Here is a 17,054-nt window from a genome sequence, read left to right as displayed (position 1 = left end):
GGACGTCGGCCGACGACGATGCGACCGGACGTCGGCCGACCGACCTGGGGACGCAAGCGCTTTTACTCGCCGGCGAACCCTTCCGAACGGATGCGGGGATCGACATCGGTCAGGATCGGCTGCTGTCTCGTCGTGCTCCTCGCGGGGCTTGCGGGAGCCGTCGCTCCCGCCGCCGCAGGGCCGGGAGCCGTCGGGAGCGCCGATCTCGAGGCTATCGGACCGATCCCCTACGAGCCGCAGGCGGAGTCGGGCGGCTTCGACCGAAGCGTGTTCGAGATAACGGTCCACCGCGACGGACGCGGCGTCTGGACGCTGCGCTACGAGCGCGTGCTCGAGTCGGCGGACGAACGGGACAGCTTCGAGGAGTTCGCGGCGCGATTCCGCGAGGAGGAGACCGACCTCTATCGGGGGTTCCGTACTGACGCGGGCGCGCTCGTCGCGGCCGGCGAGAACGCGACCGGTCGGGAGATGGCCGCGGACGGCTTCGCCCGCGACGCGTTCGTCCGGTCGACGATCGGCAACGACATCGGCGTCGTCGAGCTGCGGTTCACCTGGCGCGGGTTCGGCGTGGTCGCGGACGGGACCGTCACCGTCGGGGACGTCTTCGAGGGCGGCTTCTACGTCGGCCCCGGCCAGGAGCTCGTGTTCCGGCCCGGCGAGTCGCTCACCTTCCGGTCGGTCGAGCCGCCGGGAACGCGGTCGAACCCTGACTCGTTGGCCGACAGCGCGTCTGTCACCTGGGAGGGCGAACGCCAGTTCACCGACCGGCGACCGTGGGCGGTCTTCGGGCCGGCGAACGCGACCGAAGCGAACGGAACGAACGCCTCGGGCGGAACGGGCTCCGCGACCGAAACGGAGCAGTTCGGAACCGGTTCGGGGACCGTCACGCCGACCGGACCGACGAACGGCGCCGGGGAAACGGACGCCGCCGACGACGGCCCGCTCCCGTTCGTGGTCCTCGGCGCGGTGGTGCTGCTCGCCGGCGTCGTCGCGTGGCGTCGTCTCGGCGCCGGGAGTGCCGGGACGTCGGCTGGGCCCGGTGACGGTGGAACCGCCGCCGGCGAGACGCACGGCGACGGAGACGGAGCCGACGAAGTGACAGCCCGCAGCTCGACGAGGGGAAGCGGGCCGGACGGCGATGCGACGGCGGCCGGCTCGGCCGTCCCGGGGGACGGTGACGGCGCGGACGAGGCGCTCGAGGACACGGGACCCGATCGCGACGGAACGCCGCCCGATCACCGTGACGGACCTGCGGCGACCGGCGAGACGGGCGCTGCGGCGCCGGCACCGTCGATCCCCGACGAGGAGCTGCTCTCCGACGAGGACCGGGTCGTCCGGATCCTCCGGGAACACGGGGGTCGGGTGAAACAGTCCCGGATCGTCGACCGGACGGAGTGGTCGAAATCGAAGGTGAGCGTCCTGCTCTCCGAGATGACCGACGAGGGAACGGTCTCGAAGCTCCGCGTCGGCCGCGAGAACGTCGTCAGCCTCGAGGGCCACGAGCCCGACATCGCGGGGTCGCCGTTCGACGACGAGGCGGGGACTGACGACGAGGCGGGAACTGACGACGAAGGGGAGTCGGACGACTCGGACGACTCGGACGACGAAGAGTCCGTCGAGGAGTGAGGTCGTCGGGCCTGCTTGCGGCGGTCGATTCCGGCGGTCGTGGCGTTCGATCCATGCCCGCAGATCCCACACCACGAGCCGTCTCGCGCCGCTTTTAGTCCCCGAGCGTCCACCGTGGATAATGAGTTATCGGATCGGCCTGGTCGGCAAGCCCTCGGTGGGCAAATCGACCTTCTTCAACGCGGCGACGATGAACGACGTGCCCGAGGGGGCCTACCCGTTCACGACGATCGACCCGAGCGTGGGCGAGGCGTACGTCAGGGTGCCGTGTGCGGCGCCGGAGTTCGACGAGACGTGCACGCCGAACGTCGGCGTCTGTCGGTCCGGAACGCGGTTCGTCCCCGTCCGACTCGTCGACGTCGCCGGGCTCGTGCCGGGGGCACACGAGGGACGCGGCCTCGGGAACCAGTTCCTCACCGACCTGAACGAGACGGACGTGCTGGTCCACGTCGTCGACTTCTCGGGGACGACCGACATCGAAGGGGAAGCGACCGAGGGCCACGACCCGCGCGAGGACATCGACTTCCTCGAGGAGGAACTCGACCAGTGGTATCTCGACGTCCTCGAGAAGGGGATCGACAAATACGAGACCAGGTACCACGGGTCGGAGGCGGCCATCGAGGTCGAACTCGCCGAGCAGCTCTCCGCGTTCGGCATCTCGAAGGACGGGGTGAAGCAGGTCATCCTCGCCGAGGGCCTCGAGCTCGACCCCGCGACGTGGGACGACGCCGACCGCCAGGAGCTCGCCAGGGAGATCCGCAAGCGCACCAAGCCGATGATCGTCGCGGCCAACAAGATGGACACGCCGGCGGCCCGGGAGAACTGGGAGGCGATCACGACCGACCCCGACTACGAACACCTCACGTTCGTGTCCACCAGCGCTCACGCGGAGAAGGCGCTCAAGAACGCCGACGCGGCCGGCGCGATCGACTACACCGCCGGCGCGGACGAGTTCGAGGTCCGCCAGGACCTCCCCGAGGAGCAGGCCGCCGGCCTGGACCGGATCGAGGAGTTCCTCGACGAGTACGGCGGGACCGGCGTCCAGGAGTCGCTCGAGGCCGCGGTCTTCGACGTGCTCGGCTGCATCGCGGTCTTCCCGGGATCCGCAAACGGCCCGAGCGACGAGAAGGGCGTCTTCCGCGACTGCTTCATCCTTCCGGAGGGGTCGACCACCGAGGACTTCGCCTTCCACATCCACTCGGACATCGGCGAGGGGCTCCTCCACGGGATCGACTGTCGGGCGGACAGACAGGTGTCGAAGGACCACGATCTCGATCACCGCGACGTGATCGAGCTGGTCTCCACGAAGCAGGCAGCACCCTGACCCGCGAGCGGTCGAGCGAACCACGACGCGGACGTCCCCGATGCGACGGGAGCCGGGCCGCAATGTCCGTCCCGGGAGGTTCTTAACCGGCGGGACCGAACGCCGCGGCGTGCAACCGGTCGAACGGACCGAGGTCGAGGGCGTCGATTACGGCTGGGTGATGCAGACGACGTTCGTCGTGACCATCCTCGTCGGCGCTCCGCTCGTCGCGCTGGCGTCCACGCAGGTCACGCTGCCGTCGTGGGGCGCCCGCGTCGCCTTCGCGATCCGGGTCGGCGCGCCGGTCTGGTTCCTCACCGCGATCCTCGTCTTCGCGTACGCGAAACGGACGAACGCCGGCGACGTCGTCGACGCCGACTGAACGGTCCGCCGTTTCGATACGGCTTCGCGATCGTTTTCATTCGACGATCGTCGATCCGAGATTCCACGATGAACCGATAGAATGAGGTATCGGCTGGGGAAATGGCCGGACAAGGATGTTCGACAGGGTTCTCGTGGCGAACCGCGGCGAGATCGCGGTTCGGGTGATGCGCGCGTGCGAGGAGCTGGGGATCGAGACCGTCGCGGTCTACAGCGAGGCCGACGCGGACGCCGGACACGTCCGGTACGCCGACGTCGCCTACACCGTCGGGCCCGCTCGGGCGGCCGACTCCTACCTCGACCAGGAGGCGATCCTCGAGGCGGCACGCGCGGCCGACGCGGACGCGATCCACCCCGGATACGGCTTCCTGGCGGAGAACGCGTCCTTCGCCGAGCGCGTCCAGGCGGCCGACGGGATCACGTGGATCGGCCCCTCGGCGGCCGCGATGGAGCGGCTCGGCGAGAAGACCCACGCCCGTCGCGTGATGCGGGACGCCGACGTTCCGATCGTCCCCGGAACCACCGAGCCGGTCGCCGACGCGGACGCGGTCCGCGCGTTCGGCGAGGAACACGGCTACCCCGTCGCGATCAAGGCCGAGGGCGGCGGCGGCGGCCGCGGGATGAAGGTGGTCGCGAGCGCCGACGAGGCCGACGATCAGCTGGAATCGGCCAAACGGGAGGGCGAGGCCTACTTCTCGAACGACTCCGTCTACCTCGAGCGCTACCTCGACTCCCCGCGGCACGTCGAGGTACAGGTCATCGCCGACCGCGACGGGACCGTCGTCCACCTCGGGGAGCGGGACTGTTCGCTCCAGCGCCGCCACCAGAAGGTGGTCGAGGAGGGGCCTTCCCCAGCGCTCTCGCCCGAGCTCCGGGAAGCGATCGCCGAGGCGGCCCGGCGGGGCGTCGCCGCCGCCGACTACACCAACGCGGGCACCGTCGAGTTCCTCGTCGAGGAGGACCCCGACCGGGATCCCGCGGAACCGCTGGGTCCGGAGACGGACTTCTACTTCCTCGAGGTGAACACCCGGATCCAGGTCGAACACACCGTCACCGAGGCGCTCACGGGGATCGACATCGTGGCCGAGCAGATCCGCGTCGCCGCCGGCGAGGGGCTCTCCGTCGACCAGGCCGACGTCGACCTCGACGGCCACGCGGTCGAGTTCCGGATCAACGCGGAGAACGCCGCCGCGGAGTTCGCGCCGGCCAGCGGCGGCCGCCTCGAGACCTACGACCCGCCGGGCGGCATCGGCGTCCGCGTCGACGACGCGCTCAGGCAGGGCGACGAGCTGGTCACCGACTACGACTCGATGGTCGCGAAGCTGATCGTCTGGGGGAACGACCGCGAGGAATGCCTCGACCGCTCGCGGCGTGCGCTCGCCGAGTACGACGTCGAGGGCGTCACCACGATCATCCCGTTTCACCGGCTGATGATCGACGACGACCGGTTCCGCGACGGGACCCACACCACCACCTATCTCGACGAGGACCTCGAACCCGACCGGATCGAGGCCGCACAGGATCGATGGGGAGACGCGACCGACGGGACCGACGGTGGGAACGACGAGGACGGCGCGGACGGCGCCGAGACCAGCGAGCGCGAGTTCACGGTCGAGGTGAACGGCAAGCGCTTCGAGGTCTCCCTTGAGGAGCGAGGGGCTCCGACGATCCCCGCGATCGAGGACTTCGGCGCCGCCGGGAGCTCCGGTGCCGCCGGAACGCCCGGGGAAGACGGTCGCCCCCCACACGTCGGGGGCGGTGACGCCGACGGCACGGCCGGGTCGGATGGAGCCGAGGAGACGGTCGAGATCGCGGAGGGCGGCGAGGCGATCGACGCCGAGATGCAGGGGACGATCCTCTCGGTCGACGTGACGGAGGGCCAGGAGGTCGCGGCGGGCGAGGTCGTCTGCGTGCTGGAGGCGATGAAGATGGAGAACGACGTCGTCGCCGAGCGCGGCGGCACGGTCGCGAGCGTCCACGTCGCCGAGGGGGACAGCGTCGATATGGGCGACCCGCTCGTCGTCCTCGAGTGAGACGCTCGCGCTCGAGTGACACGATCTCACTCGAGTGAGTCGTTCGCCCGGCGGGATCGGGCGGGACCTCCTACTCGTCGACGACGTGATCGTCAGCAGCCGGATCTCCGGTGAGTCGGTCGAGTTCCGCGAGATATGCCTCGCGGGGAACCTGATACGGCTCGCGGTAATCGACCGCGCCGTCGGCGAACTGTGAGGCCAGATCGAGAAGCGCCTCGACGGCCGCCTCGCGCTCGTCGTACGTCCGGGTGGTGACCTCGACCTCCGGCTCGAGGAACAGGACGACGTGCCACTCGTCCGTTCGGTACTGGCCCGCGCCGGGACGAGCGGCACGCGAGCCGTTCGTCAGGTAGATCGTCGGCAGGCACGCGGCCGGAAAGTCGTCCTCGGTGAAGACGTCGGGACGGAACGCCACGATCGCGCGTCCGTTCGGCTCCTCGTTCCAGACGCGCCAGCCGTCGGGGAGGTCGGGAAGACTCATACCGGTCGTTGATCGCGAACGGTTGAAAGGTCCGCGCTCGTCGTCGCCGTCTCAGCGGCCGACGTCGCTCCGGACCGCGTCGACGATTCCGCGCTCGGCCAGCGCGAGGACGAGCAGTCCGATCGTCACGAGGAGGAAGGCGGTCAGCGAGAGTCGCGGGATCGTGAAGATGCCGAGCCCCCGCCACTGGACCGCGGTACAGGCCCCGTCGAGGCCACACGTTGCCCCCGGCGAGAGCTGGATCGCGACGTGGTACGTCGCAACGCCGACCCCGAGGCCGGCGAGCGGAAGCGCGGTTCGCCACGTCCCGATCCGGTCCTCGAGGGCTCCCACGCCGAGGACCACGACGAGCGGGTACATCAGGATTCGCTGGTACCAGCAGAGCTCGCAGGGGACCAGTCCGAGCCCCTCGCTGAACCAGAGGCTGCCGGCCGTGGCGACCGCGGCCACGACCGTGCAGGCGCCGAGGACGGAACGGGTACGCATGGCCGCCTATCGATCCGGTGGAGGGATAAAAGCTCCAGAACGACGGCGGACCGTGGCGACGATCGGGTATCGCACCGGCGGCCCGCCGAGCGGCTGACGGGTCGTCTGGGGTGGCAAGTCGGCGGCTCGGCGGATGATGGGATACCGGCGGCTCGGCGGTCGGAGAGTGGAGAATGCTCGGTCAGGGATTTGAACCCTGGTCGTCGGCTCGAAAGGCCAACATGATTGGCCGGACTACACCAACCGAGCGTCGGCGTTCGGATGGAATGCGGGGATCGTAATAAATCCCTTCACTCGCGTACGCCGTGTGGGTCGGGCACACTGCCGCGACGTCCGTGGTGGTGACGTTTGCCGGCCTCGAGCGCGTCGGCGACCACGCCGTCAACGCCGCGGCCCGGTCGCTTCGGCCTCAAGGGATCTCACTTGCCCTCGAACTCGGGCTCCTCGTCGCTCATAAAGGCGGTCAACCCGGTCATCACGTCCTCCGTGCTCATCAGCTGGCCGAACGCCTGCGACTCGACGGCCAGCCCGGCCTCGGAGTCCGTGCGCCCCGCGTGGATCGCCCGCTTCGTGTAGCGCTGGGCGATCGGCGGGCCGGCGGCGAGGTCGGCGGCGAACGAGAGCGCCCGGTCCTCGAGCTCCCCGGTCTCGGTGACCTCGTTGAGGAAGCCGTACTCCGCCATCGTCTCGGCGTCGTACCGGTCCGCCGTGAAGATGATCTCCTTCGCACGACCCTCGCCGACGATCCGCGGGAGTCGCTGGGTGCCGCCCCAGCCGGGCATGATCCCGAGGTTGTGTTCGGTCTGCCCGAACTCCGACCCCGCCGCCGCGATCCGGAAGTCCGCGGCGGCGGCCAGCTCCATTCCGCCGCCGAGACAGTAGCCGTCGATCCCGGCCACGACCGGCATGTCGAGTCGCTCGAGCGTGCCGAACGTCTCCTGGCCCGTTTTCGAGAGTTCCGTGATCGCGACCGGGTCGGCCCCGCCCGCGGCGATGCTCTGGACGTCCGCGCCGGCCGAGAAGGCGCGGTCGCCGCCGCCCGTGATGAGGACCGCTCGCGCCGACTCGTCCGCGGCGAGCGCGTCGATCGCCGCCTCGAGCTCCGCGAGCAGTTCCTCGGTGATCGTGTTCATTCGATGGGAACGGTCGAGCGTGATCCGGCCGACTCCCTCCTCGGTGACCTGTACGTCGAGCGTCTCGTAGCTTGGTTCCGAACCGGAACCGGTCGCGTCGTCCTCGTCAGGGTCGCCGACGTGGGCGTAGAACCCGCCCTGATCGGCGATCGCGACCAGCGCGTCCCGGGGCCGGTACCGTTCGGCGTCGGTGTCCGCGTACAGGTCCCGCAGCGTCTCGAGGAGGACGTCGACGCCCGCCGCGTCGGCCAGCCGTCCCGGCCCCTCGGGAAAGCCGGCGCCGAGGGTCACGGCCTCGTCGATCGCCTCGATATCGGCGACGTCCTGGTCGAGGAGGCCGGCGACCTCGTTGGCCATCACCGCGAGCAGCCGGCGACGAACCGCCTCGTCGCCGGCGTCGCTCGGGATCGTCGCCCCGCCGTCCTCGTAGTCGTAGAATCCGACGTCCGACTTTCGGCCGAGCTCGTCGGCCTCCACCTTCTCCACGATCAGCGGACACGGCCGATACGCGTCGCCGAGCTCCTCCTGGAGGTATTCGAGGACGTGATACCCGACGTCGATGCCGATCTGGTCGGCCAGTTCGAAGGCGCCCATCGGGAGTCCGACGTCGAACTTCGCCGTCGAGTCGACCGTCTCGATCGACGCGTCGCCCTCGTTCACGATCCACGCGGCCTCGTTCAGCAGCGGAACGAGGATCCGGTTCACGATGAATCCAGGGACGTCCTTCCTGACGCGGACCGGCGTCTTCCCGAACTCCTCCGCGAGGTCCTCGATCAACTCGAGGACGTCCGGTTCGGTGTGGGCGCCGGCGATGACCTCGACGAGCTGCATCCGGACGGGCGGGTTGAAGAAGTGCATTCCGCAGAACCGCTCCGGGCGGTCGGTCAGCTCCGAGAGCGCGGTGATCGAGAGGCTGGACGTGTTCGAGGCGAAGATCGCGTCGTCGGGCGCGTGCCGCTCGAGTTCGCTGTAAACGTCCTTCTTGATCTCCATCCGTTCGGGAACGGCCTCGATCACGACGTCGGTCCCCTCGACGGCCGCCTCGAGATCGACCAGCGGCGTGAGCCGGTCGAGTGCGGCGTCGGCGTCGGCCTCGTCGATCCGGCCCTTCTCGGCCAGCTTCTCGAGCGACCACTCGACGCGGTCGTACCCGTTTTGGACGAACTCCTCGTTGATGTCACGCATCCGCACCTCATACCCTGCGAGCGCGGCCAACTCGGCGATCCCGTGTCCCATATTCCCCGCACCGAGGACTGTCACTCGGTCGACGTCGGTTATCGACATACTCGACCGGTTGCGCCGCCTCCGGTTCAACGTTTCCCCGGCCCGGTGTTGTGGCGGCAGACCGAATCGCGTGTGGCGACGGTCCGGTTCGCGTGTGGCGGGGATTCGAGAGCACGTGCCGACGGTCGGAGACGCGTCCGGTACGGTTCGAACCGGCGGACGAGAGCACGAAACGGTCATTGCGGTTCGACCCCAACGGTCCCCCGTGAACACGGATCCACTCCCGCCGGCGGTCGAGGAGACGCTCCGGTCGGACCCGGTCGTGAGCCCGCTCATCGACCGGCACGGACCCCTCCACGTCACGCCCGCCGAGGAGCCCTTCCGGCGGCTCTGTACGTCGATCATCAACCAGCAGCTCTCGACGGCGTCGGCCGACGCCATCCGAACGCGGACGTTCGACGTGCTCGACGACGTCACCCCGGAAGCGGTGCTGGCGGCCGACCACGACCGGCTTCGGGAGGCGGGACTGAGCCGCACGAAGGTCGAGTACCTCCGGTCGGCGGCCGAGGCGTTCCGCGACCGGGACCTCACGCCGGCGGGACTGGCGGACGCGTCCGACGAGGCGGCGATCGAGGAGCTCACCCGGATCCGCGGCGTCGGGGACTGGACCGCCCGAATGTACCTCATCTTCGTGCTCGGCCGCGAGGACGTATTGCCGCTCGGAGACCTGGCCGTTCGGAAGGGGATCGAGCAACTGTACGCGGACGGGGACGACCTCTCGCGTGGGGAAATGCGGGAGATCGCTGACGCGTGGCGACCGTACCGGAGCTACGGGACGCGGTACGTGTGGGCCGCCTACGAACGATGAAGCGAACAGCCGGTATCGAACGGCCGCGGCGTCGTCGGGACGAGGGTCACGGTGAAACGCCGGGCCGGTGCGGACACGCGACGGGGATACCGGACACCCGCGAACCGCCGCGCGGTCGTGGTTAGATCACGCGGCGGGGTGGGTCGGTATCCGGAATAAACCTCGGGGAACGGAGGTGGAGGGCTACTCCTCGAGGAGTTCGGGATCGTCGGCGTCGGGTCGGTCCTCGTCGACGCGCTTGCGGACGTCAACGCGGTAGTGCTCCAGAATGTCGCGGCCGAGCAGCAGCGGGTACTCCATATGACCGCGGTCCTCGACGCTGGCGGTCACGGTGTGTTGGGTTCCGCCGATCCCGATCACCAGATCGACGACCGGCCGCGCCTTGCCGGACTTGACGCTCCCGGATTTGACCCGCGTCATGCTCTTTATCGGACCGGCCCCGATCTCCGCGGCGAGCTGGGTGTCGATGCTCGTCCGCGTGGCGCCGGTGTCGGACTTCGCGAGCGCCTGGACGGAGCCGGAGGTGCCCGTCGCGACGACCTCCTCGACGTAGCCGATGATCGGCGTCTCCTCGAAGGGTGATTTCGACAGCGGCGGCGCACACGAGGGGCGCGAATCGTCGAGCGTGCCGGCGAGCGTCTCGACGCGATCGTCGTCGACGGTCCCGCCGGCCTCCTCGATCGCGAGCTTGGCGATGTGAGGGGCCGGGGAGACGCCGGTCGCCTTGAACAGCCCCTTGAACCCCGCGGTCGGGTTGACCTCGAGGACGTACCAGCCGTCGTATCCCTCGATGAGGTCGACGCCGGCGTAATCGAGCCCCATCACCTCGGCCGCATAGAGGGCCATATCCGCCGCCTTCTCGGGCATATCGTCGATGGCGTTCTCGACGTCGCCGCCGAGGGCGACGTTCGTCCGCCAGTCGCCCTCCGGCGCGTAGCGGTACATCGCGCCGACGATCTCCTCGCCGACGACGTAGACGCGGAGGTCCCGGTGTCGCTCGTCGTCGCGCTCGATCAGCCGCTGGAGGAACGCCTGCCGGTTGCCGACCTTGGGGTTGACCGGCTCGGTGAGATCGACCTTCCAGGTTCCGCCTCCGTGGGTCCCGATCGCGGTCTTGTAGACGCCGACGTCGCCGAATCGCTCGCGACCCTGGTTGAGCCGCTCGTTCGAGAGCGCGAGCAGGGCGTCGGGAACCGGGACGTTCCAGTCGGCGAGGGTCGCCGCTGCCGCGAACTTGTGGATCGCGGCGAGGACGGCGTCGGGCTCGTTCAGCATCGGCCGGATCCGCTCGAAGGTGGTCGCGAGTCCCAGGTGTTCGGCGGGCTGGTCGGTGTTCGAGAGGAGCAGCCGGTTGAGCACCACGTCGACGTCGGGTTCGATGCTGACGCGTCCGTCAGTGACCTCGATCGCGGTGTTCTCCTTGCGCAGCCAGGCCGGCTCGTGGCCGAGGTCCTCGACGGCGTTCAGGATCGCCTTCGTCTCCTTGCTGTTGTGTAGCGACAGTACCCCGACACGAGCGGTATCCCCGGTCATCGATCGACCGGTCGACGGGGTCCGGGTAAAAACGTCCGGTATCGACTCCGGTATCAGTGCTGATATTTTGACGGCTCGCGGAACCGTGACATCGAGGCGTTCTGCGGAAATACGCCGGCGGAGGCTGCACGACGACGTTCCCACGACGGCATATATATACCGCCGCCGGCGCTCGGGAACGTATGAGCGACGACGAGGCCTTCACCTATAACGGAGGGCGGGTCGGGCCGGGCGAGCGGCAGAACATCCGGTACGGGATCAGCGAGACCTACCTCGGGGACCCGGTTCGGATCCCCGTGACCATCATCAACGGCGAGCGGCCCGGAACCACGGCGTTCCTCTCGGCCGCCGCCCACGGGGACGAGCTCAACGGCATCGAGGTCGTCCGCGAGGTCGCCAGCGAGTGGGACCTCTCGGAACTGGCCGGGACGCTGGTGTGTCTCCCCGTGTTGAACGTGCCGGGCTTTCTCGCCCAACAGCGGTACCTTCCCGTTTACGACCGCGATCTCAACCGGTCGTTCCCGGGCAAGGAGGGGTCGACCAGTTCGAAACGGATGGCCCACCGGATCTTCACCAACTTCATCGAGCCCTGCGACGTCGGGCTCGACTTTCACACCTCGACCCGCGGACGGACGAACATGCTCCACGTGCGCGCGGATATGGCCGATCCGGACGTCCACCGGCTCGCGCTCTCGTTCGGTTCGAACGTCGTCATCGACAGCGAGGGGCCGAGCGGAACGCTCCGCGGGGAGGCGACCGCGGCCGGCGTCCCGACGATCACGATCGAGATGGGCGAAGCCCATCGATTCCAGCGGGGTCTGATCGACGAGGCTCTCGCGGGCGTCGACTCGACGTTCGCCGAGTACGGGCTCCGCGAGCGAGCGTCGGTTCGGTGGCCGGGCTGGCGAACGATCATCTCGGGGTCCGACGAGAAGACGTGGATCCGGGCGGACACGGGCGGGATCGTGGACATGCATTACGAGCGCGGGTCGTTGGTCCACGAGGGGGACCGGATCGCGACGATCACGAACCCGTTCAAGAACGACGACGCCACCGTCGAAGCACCGTTCACCGGCCTGCTCGTCGGCATCCTCGAGAACCCCGTCGTCTATCCGGGCAATCCGCTGTGCCACCTCGTGGAGCTCGACGCGGGCGTCCGCCGGATCATCGAACGGAACCAATCGAACGACGACGCGACGAAGTCGTGACCGGCGGCGTCGTGGCTGCGACGCGGGGTTTTTACGATCGGATGACGTACCGCGGGTCAATGGCAGACAGCGAGGGCGTGGACCCGGATCCCGTCCCGCGCCCGGAGGAACTCGAGTCGTTCTTTCATCTGGTCGACGTTCGCCGCGACGGCGAGACGATCCAGTACGTCGGCGAGTCCCTCGTTCCGGAACGGGCGCTCCTCGACCGGGTGGCGCCGGCGTTCTACGAGGCGGGCTACGAGGTCGACCTCCGGGAGGTCGAGGGCGGCCACGTCCTCCTCGCGAGGCCGATCGGGACGCGGCCGGACGGAATCCCGTGGGCCAACCTCGGCCTGCTGCTCGCGACGATACTCACGACGCTGTTCGTCGGGGCCTACGGCTGGTACTACGTCCCGCTTTCGACGATCCGGTCGAACCCGCTGACGATCCTGCAGGCGTGGCCGTTCACCGCGGCGGTCCTGGGAGTCCTGTTGACCCACGAGCTCGGCCACTACGCCGTCGGCCGGTATTACGGCGTCAACGTCTCGCTGCCGTACGTGATCCCGTTCGTTTTCCCCTTCGGAACGCTCGGGGCGATCATTCGAATGAAGGGGCGGATCCCCTCGCGGCGGGTCCTGTTCGACATCGGCGCCGCCGGGCCGATCGCGGGGCTGCTCGCGACGGTCGTCGTGACGGCGATCGGCCTCTCGCTCGACCCGATCGCGGTTCCCGAGCGGGTGTTACAGCGATCCGGAGAGGTGATCATCTTCAACGATCCGCCGCTGCTGACGTGGATCGCCGACGCGCTCGGGCGGCCGACGGGATACGAGGACTCCGCAAAGGCGGTTCACCCGGTCGTCATCGGCGGCTGGGTTGGGATGTTCTTCACGCTGTTGAACCTCCTCCCCGTCGGGCAGCTCGACGGCGGCCATATGACGCGTGCGATGCTCGGCGAGCGGCAGGAGACGCTCGCCGCGCTGGTGCCCGGGGCCTTGTTCTCGATCGCGGCGTACCTCCACCTCGTCCTCGACTACGGGATCAACGAGTCCGTCGGACTCTGGGCCTTCTGGGGGCTGTTCGCGACGGTCATCGCCGTGTCCGGCTCCGCGACCCCGCTCGACGAGTCGGAGCTGGGATGGCCGCGGCTGCTCGTCGGGATCGCCACGTTCCTCGTCGGCGCGACGTGTTTCATGCTCGTGCCGATACAGGTCGTCGCGGCCTGAGCACGCGGCGGCGCCACCTCGCCCGGTCGATCGCCGGCCGATGTCGCGCGGACCGGAGACGCGGCCACGAGGTCCACGCTAGGCATCCTCGTCGACGTCCCCGTGGGTATAGCCGCGGTCCGGAAGCGGGTCGCCGCCGACCGTGACGCCCTGGTCGGCGGGCACGACCGACCCGATACGGGTCAGATCGACCGGACATCGGTCGACGGCCCGCTCCAGAGCCGCCTCCGGGATCGTACAGACGAGCTCGAAGTCCTCGCCGAACCGCGTGGCCAGCCGCCAGCGGTCCGCGGCCGTCCCCGCGACGTCGTCGACCGCGGGATCGATCGGGACGGCTGCCCGATCGAGCGCGAACCCCACGTCGCTGGCTTCGGCAAGCTGATGGACCGATCGGGCCAGCCCGTCCGAGGAGTCCATCATCGCCGTCGCGTGACCGGCGAGGGCGCGACCGGCACCGACTCGCGGCGGGAACCGGAACAGCTCGTTCGCGCGGTCGAGACGGTCGGAAGCCACTTCCTCGTCGGCGCCCCTCACGCTCCCGTCCGCCGTGTCGGCCTCCCTTGCGGCGTCGAACAGCTCGACCGCGGCCGCGCTGCGGCCGAGCGTCCCGGTAACGCAGACCGCCTCGCCGGAGGTCGCTCCGGACCGTCGCACCGGATCGTCGGTCTCGCCGATGGCGGTCGTGGCAGTGGTGAACTCCGAATGCCGGTCGAGGTCACCCCCGACGTATCGCGCGTCGACGGACGCACAGACGTCGGCGGCGCCGTCGACGAACGCCGAAAGCGCCGCGGGGTCGAACTCGACGTCGGCGTACACGGCGACCGCCGCCGTCGCGTCCGCGCCCATCGCCGCGACGTCCGACAGGGAGGCGCCGACCGCCCGCCAGCCCGCCGTGTATCGCGTCGTTCCCGCCGGGAAGTCGGTCCGGTCGTGGAGCATATCCGTGGTTATCACGGTGGAGCCGACAACGGCGGCGTCGTCGCCTGCGTCCGGCAGCGTCGCGGCGATGCGGGCCAGCGCCTCGCGCTCGTCGATCGGCCCCCCGTCCGTGTGGTCGGCCTCGCCCGTGTGGTCGTTCGAGTCTCCGTCCGCGCGTTCGTCCATCGGTCGTTTCTCCGTCACCGTCGCGTAAAAAGCTTCGACGCCGTCGGTGATGAACCGCTTCGACGCCGTCGACCGCGGCTGCGTTGCCCTCGGCCCCGCGCCCCGAATCGGGCGTGAAACCGCTTCACACGGCGCCTCCGCGAGACGATGCCTTTAACCTTGGCAGGGCAGAATCACTCCCCAATGGTAAGTCTCTACGACGTCCCGGCGGACGCCCTCATCGAGGAGGCGGCCGACCGGCTCGCCGACCGCATCGACGAGCCGGAGTGGGTCCAGTTCACGAAGTCCGGCGCCAACCGCGAACTCCCGCCCGAGCAGGAGGACTTCTGGTTCGTCCGCTCGGCGAGCCTGCTCCGGAAGGTCGCGACGAACGAGCCGATCGGCATCGAGCGGCTCGCGACCGAGTACGGCGGGAAAAAGCGCGGATCGAACCGCTACGTGGTCGCGCCCGGCACGCACGCCGGCGGGTCCCGAAAGATCATCCGCGCGTCGCTGCAGGCACTCGAGGAGGAGGGGCTCGTCGAGACCGCCCAGGGCGAGGGACGCCGCGTCACCGACGAGGGCCACACCTTCCTCAACGAGGTCGCCGACTCGGTCCTCGAGGACCTCGACCGCCCCGAGCTCGAGCGCTACGCGTAGTCGATTCCCTTCTCGACGCCGTCTTCCCGCTACCGGTGACCGCCGCGTCCGGGCAACGAACCCGCCGTTCGAACCGCCGCGTCCGGGCAACGAACCCGAAGTCCGGTCTCCGTCGACCGCGATTCTCAGAGACTGGGAATCCCCGTCATCTTTCAACCCCGTCGGGCCGAACCGTTCGGGCAATGAACGTCGGAAAGGTGCTCGAAGGTGAATCGCTCACGCCCCGACAGATGGGAATCATCTGTGTCGGCTGGCTGGCGCTGGTCATCGTGACTGCCGTCGGACTCGCGTTCTTCGTCTAGTCGCGCGTCCCGTCAAACTGGACCCCGTCAGCACTCGGGACCGGACGGCGAGACGGATCGAATCGGGATGAAAACGAGCGTCGGTGAGCGGCCGGACTCAGAACGTCTCGAGGTACCGGTCCTCTTCCCACTGCGAGACCTGGGTCAGGTACTCGCTGAACTCCTGATTCTTGGCCTCGGGGAACTTCTCCGCGGTGTGGGGTCCGAGGGCGTCGAGGACCACGTCGTCGGCCTCCAGCGCCTCGACGGCTCTGCCGAGGTTCGGCGGAAGCGTCTCGATGCCGTACTCCTCGCGCTTCTCGTCGTCGAACTCGTAGATGTCCTCGCGGACCGGGTCACCCGGGTCGGCGTCGTTTTTGATCCCGTCGAGTCCGGACGCGATGAGCGCCGCGAGCGCCAGATAGGGGTTACACGAGGGGTCGGGACTGCGAACCTCGAAGCGCGCGGAGACGCCGGCGGCGTCCGGGACGCGGATCAGCGCCGACCGGTTGGTGTCGGACCACGCGACGTAGATCGGGGCCTCATAGCCCGGAACGAGCCGCTTGTAGGAGTTCACGGTCGGATTCGTGACGGCCGTGAACGCGGGTGCGTGGTTCAGGAGGCCGCCCATGAACTGGTAGGCCGTCTCGCTCAGGTTAAACTCGTCGTCGTCGTCCGCGAAGGCGTTGTTCCCGTCCTCGTCGAACAGCGAGATGTGGCTGTGCATCCCGGAGCCGTTGATCTCGGCGATCGGCTTCGGCATGAACGTCGCGTGCAGGTCGTGCTGTTCGGCGACCGCGCGAACGACGGCGCGGAACGTGACGATGTTGTCGGCCGTCGAGAGCGCGTCGTCGTACTTGAAGTTGATCTCGTGTTGCCCCTCGGCGACCTCGTGGTGGCTCGCCTCGATCTCGAAGCCCATCTTCTCGAGCGTGAAGATGATCTCCTTGCGGACGTCCGAGGCGAGGTCCTTGGGCGCGAGATCGAAGTAGCCCCCGTTGTCGTGGGGGATCGTCGTCGCGTTGCCGTCCTCGTCCTTCTCGAAGAGGAAGAACTCCGGCTCGGGGCCGATGGAAACGCTGTACCCCATCTCCTCCGCCTCCTCGAGGACCGACTTGAGGACCTGACGCGGGCCGCCGACGAACGGTTCCCCGTCGGTGTCGACGATGTCACAGACGAGCCGTGCGGCGCCGCCGTCGTCGTCGCTGCGCCAGGGCAGGACCGCGAACGTCTCGGGGTCGGGAACGAGACGCATATCGGACTCCTGGATCCGGACGAACCCCTCGATCGAGGAGCCGTCGAAGTAGATGCCCTCGGTCAGCGCCTTCTCGGCCTGATGGGCCGGGATGGAGACGTTCTTCACGACGCCGAGGATGTCGGTGAACTGGAGCCGGAGGAAGTCGATGTTCTCCTCCTCGATGCGGTCGAGGACTGCCTGGTCGTCGGCGGAGAGGCCGCCGTCCGAAATGGTGTGTTCGTCCGTCATTTTCTGGACATCCCAACCGAATATCCCTAGTATAAAGGTCTTGTCGATTGATGCATATCCCGCCGA

Annotated in this window: 13 protein-coding genes, 1 tRNA gene and 1 pseudogene; 8 read left to right on the top strand and 7 right to left on the bottom strand. The window is 68.9% G+C overall.

From position 1 onward, the window contains the following. Positions 1 to 18: 18 nt before the first annotated feature. The 4 genes and pseudogenes from BLV25_RS00895 (at position 19) to BLV25_RS00880 (ending at position 5,343) form a co-directional block, all read left to right on the top strand. A complete protein-coding gene (locus tag BLV25_RS00895) occupies positions 19 to 1,626 on the top strand; it encodes a DUF7343 domain-containing protein (protein ID WP_143114366.1) in 1,608 nt (535 codons plus the stop codon). A 121-nt stretch (positions 1,627 to 1,747) separates the two neighbouring features. Then, positions 1,748 to 2,950 carry a redox-regulated ATPase YchF gene (locus BLV25_RS00890; RefSeq protein WP_021073491.1) on the top strand — a complete coding sequence of 401 codons (1,203 nt, stop codon included), beginning with the start codon at positions 1,748 to 1,750 and terminating at the stop codon, positions 2,948 to 2,950. A 109-nt stretch (positions 2,951 to 3,059) separates the two neighbouring features. Further along, positions 3,060 to 3,293 (top strand): annotated as a pseudogene (locus BLV25_RS00885) (DUF5822 domain-containing protein); the annotation flags it as partial. A 133-nt stretch (positions 3,294 to 3,426) separates the two neighbouring features. Further along, positions 3,427 to 5,343 (top strand): acetyl-CoA carboxylase biotin carboxylase subunit, encoded by a 1,917-nt coding sequence (locus BLV25_RS00880; protein ID WP_092730292.1) that lies wholly within the window; start codon positions 3,427 to 3,429, stop codon positions 5,341 to 5,343. 70 nt (positions 5,344 to 5,413) lie between these two features. Here BLV25_RS00880 and BLV25_RS00875 read toward each other — a convergent pair whose 3' ends face one another. The 4 genes from BLV25_RS00875 to BLV25_RS00860 form a co-directional block, all read right to left on the bottom strand. Next, positions 5,414 to 5,824: a DUF5820 family protein gene (locus tag BLV25_RS00875; protein WP_092730290.1), complete on the bottom strand. Its 411-nt coding sequence runs from the start codon at positions 5,822 to 5,824 to the stop codon at positions 5,414 to 5,416. Between the two features lie 51 nt (positions 5,825 to 5,875). Continuing rightward, positions 5,876 to 6,310, bottom strand: a complete 435-nt coding sequence (locus BLV25_RS00870) for a disulfide bond formation protein B (RefSeq protein ID WP_092730288.1) — start codon at positions 6,308 to 6,310, stop codon at positions 5,876 to 5,878. A gap of 174 nt (positions 6,311 to 6,484) precedes the next feature. After that, positions 6,485 to 6,559: transfer RNA gene (locus BLV25_RS00865), tRNA-Glu, on the bottom strand. 170 nt (positions 6,560 to 6,729) lie between these two features. Then, a complete protein-coding gene (locus BLV25_RS00860; RefSeq protein ID WP_092730286.1) occupies positions 6,730 to 8,727 on the bottom strand; it encodes a 3-hydroxyacyl-CoA dehydrogenase/enoyl-CoA hydratase family protein in 1,998 nt (665 codons plus the stop codon). A gap of 205 nt (positions 8,728 to 8,932) precedes the next feature. Here BLV25_RS00860 and BLV25_RS00855 point away from each other — a divergent pair, with 205 nt between their 5' ends. After that, the gene (locus BLV25_RS00855) at positions 8,933 to 9,535 is read left to right on the top strand and encodes a DNA-3-methyladenine glycosylase family protein (protein ID WP_256335616.1); all 603 of its coding nucleotides are present in this window, start codon (positions 8,933 to 8,935) and stop codon (positions 9,533 to 9,535) included. Positions 9,536 to 9,718: 183 nt separating this feature from the next. On the opposite strand, the gene BLV25_RS00850 is transcribed toward BLV25_RS00855, so the two are convergent. Next, a complete protein-coding gene (locus BLV25_RS00850) occupies positions 9,719 to 11,068 on the bottom strand; it encodes a RimK family alpha-L-glutamate ligase (protein ID WP_092730283.1) in 1,350 nt (449 codons plus the stop codon). Between the two features lie 182 nt (positions 11,069 to 11,250). Here BLV25_RS00850 and BLV25_RS00845 point away from each other — a divergent pair, with 182 nt between their 5' ends. Both BLV25_RS00845 and BLV25_RS00840 read left to right on the top strand, forming a co-directional pair. Next, positions 11,251 to 12,276, top strand: coding sequence for a succinylglutamate desuccinylase/aspartoacylase family protein (locus tag BLV25_RS00845; RefSeq protein WP_021073483.1), 1,026 nt, complete (start codon positions 11,251 to 11,253; stop codon positions 12,274 to 12,276). Positions 12,277 to 12,335: 59 nt separating this feature from the next. Further along, positions 12,336 to 13,478, top strand: coding sequence for a site-2 protease family protein (locus tag BLV25_RS00840; protein ID WP_021073482.1), 1,143 nt, complete (start codon positions 12,336 to 12,338; stop codon positions 13,476 to 13,478). 78 nt (positions 13,479 to 13,556) lie between these two features. On the opposite strand, the gene thiL is transcribed toward BLV25_RS00840, so the two are convergent. After that, positions 13,557 to 14,513 carry a thiamine-phosphate kinase gene (gene thiL, locus BLV25_RS00835; protein ID WP_092730726.1) on the bottom strand — a complete coding sequence of 319 codons (957 nt, stop codon included), beginning with the start codon at positions 14,511 to 14,513 and terminating at the stop codon, positions 13,557 to 13,559. A 252-nt stretch (positions 14,514 to 14,765) separates the two neighbouring features. Between thiL and BLV25_RS00830 the strand changes: the two genes are divergently transcribed. Beyond that, positions 14,766 to 15,221 carry a 30S ribosomal protein S19e gene (locus tag BLV25_RS00830; RefSeq protein ID WP_039402041.1) on the top strand — a complete coding sequence of 152 codons (456 nt, stop codon included), beginning with the start codon at positions 14,766 to 14,768 and terminating at the stop codon, positions 15,219 to 15,221. Positions 15,222 to 15,620: 399 nt separating this feature from the next. Here the strand turns inward: BLV25_RS00830 and glnA are convergent, their stop codons facing one another. Then, the gene (gene glnA, locus BLV25_RS00825; protein ID WP_021073476.1) at positions 15,621 to 16,988 is read right to left on the bottom strand and encodes a type I glutamate--ammonia ligase; all 1,368 of its coding nucleotides are present in this window, start codon (positions 16,986 to 16,988) and stop codon (positions 15,621 to 15,623) included. Between the last annotated feature and the right edge of the window lie 66 nt (positions 16,989 to 17,054).

This window comes from Halopenitus persicus, assembly GCF_900107205.1.
Lineage (GTDB): Archaea > Halobacteriota > Halobacteria > Halobacteriales > Haloferacaceae > Halopenitus > Halopenitus persicus.
This window is presented reverse-complemented; position numbering and strand designations above follow the sequence as displayed.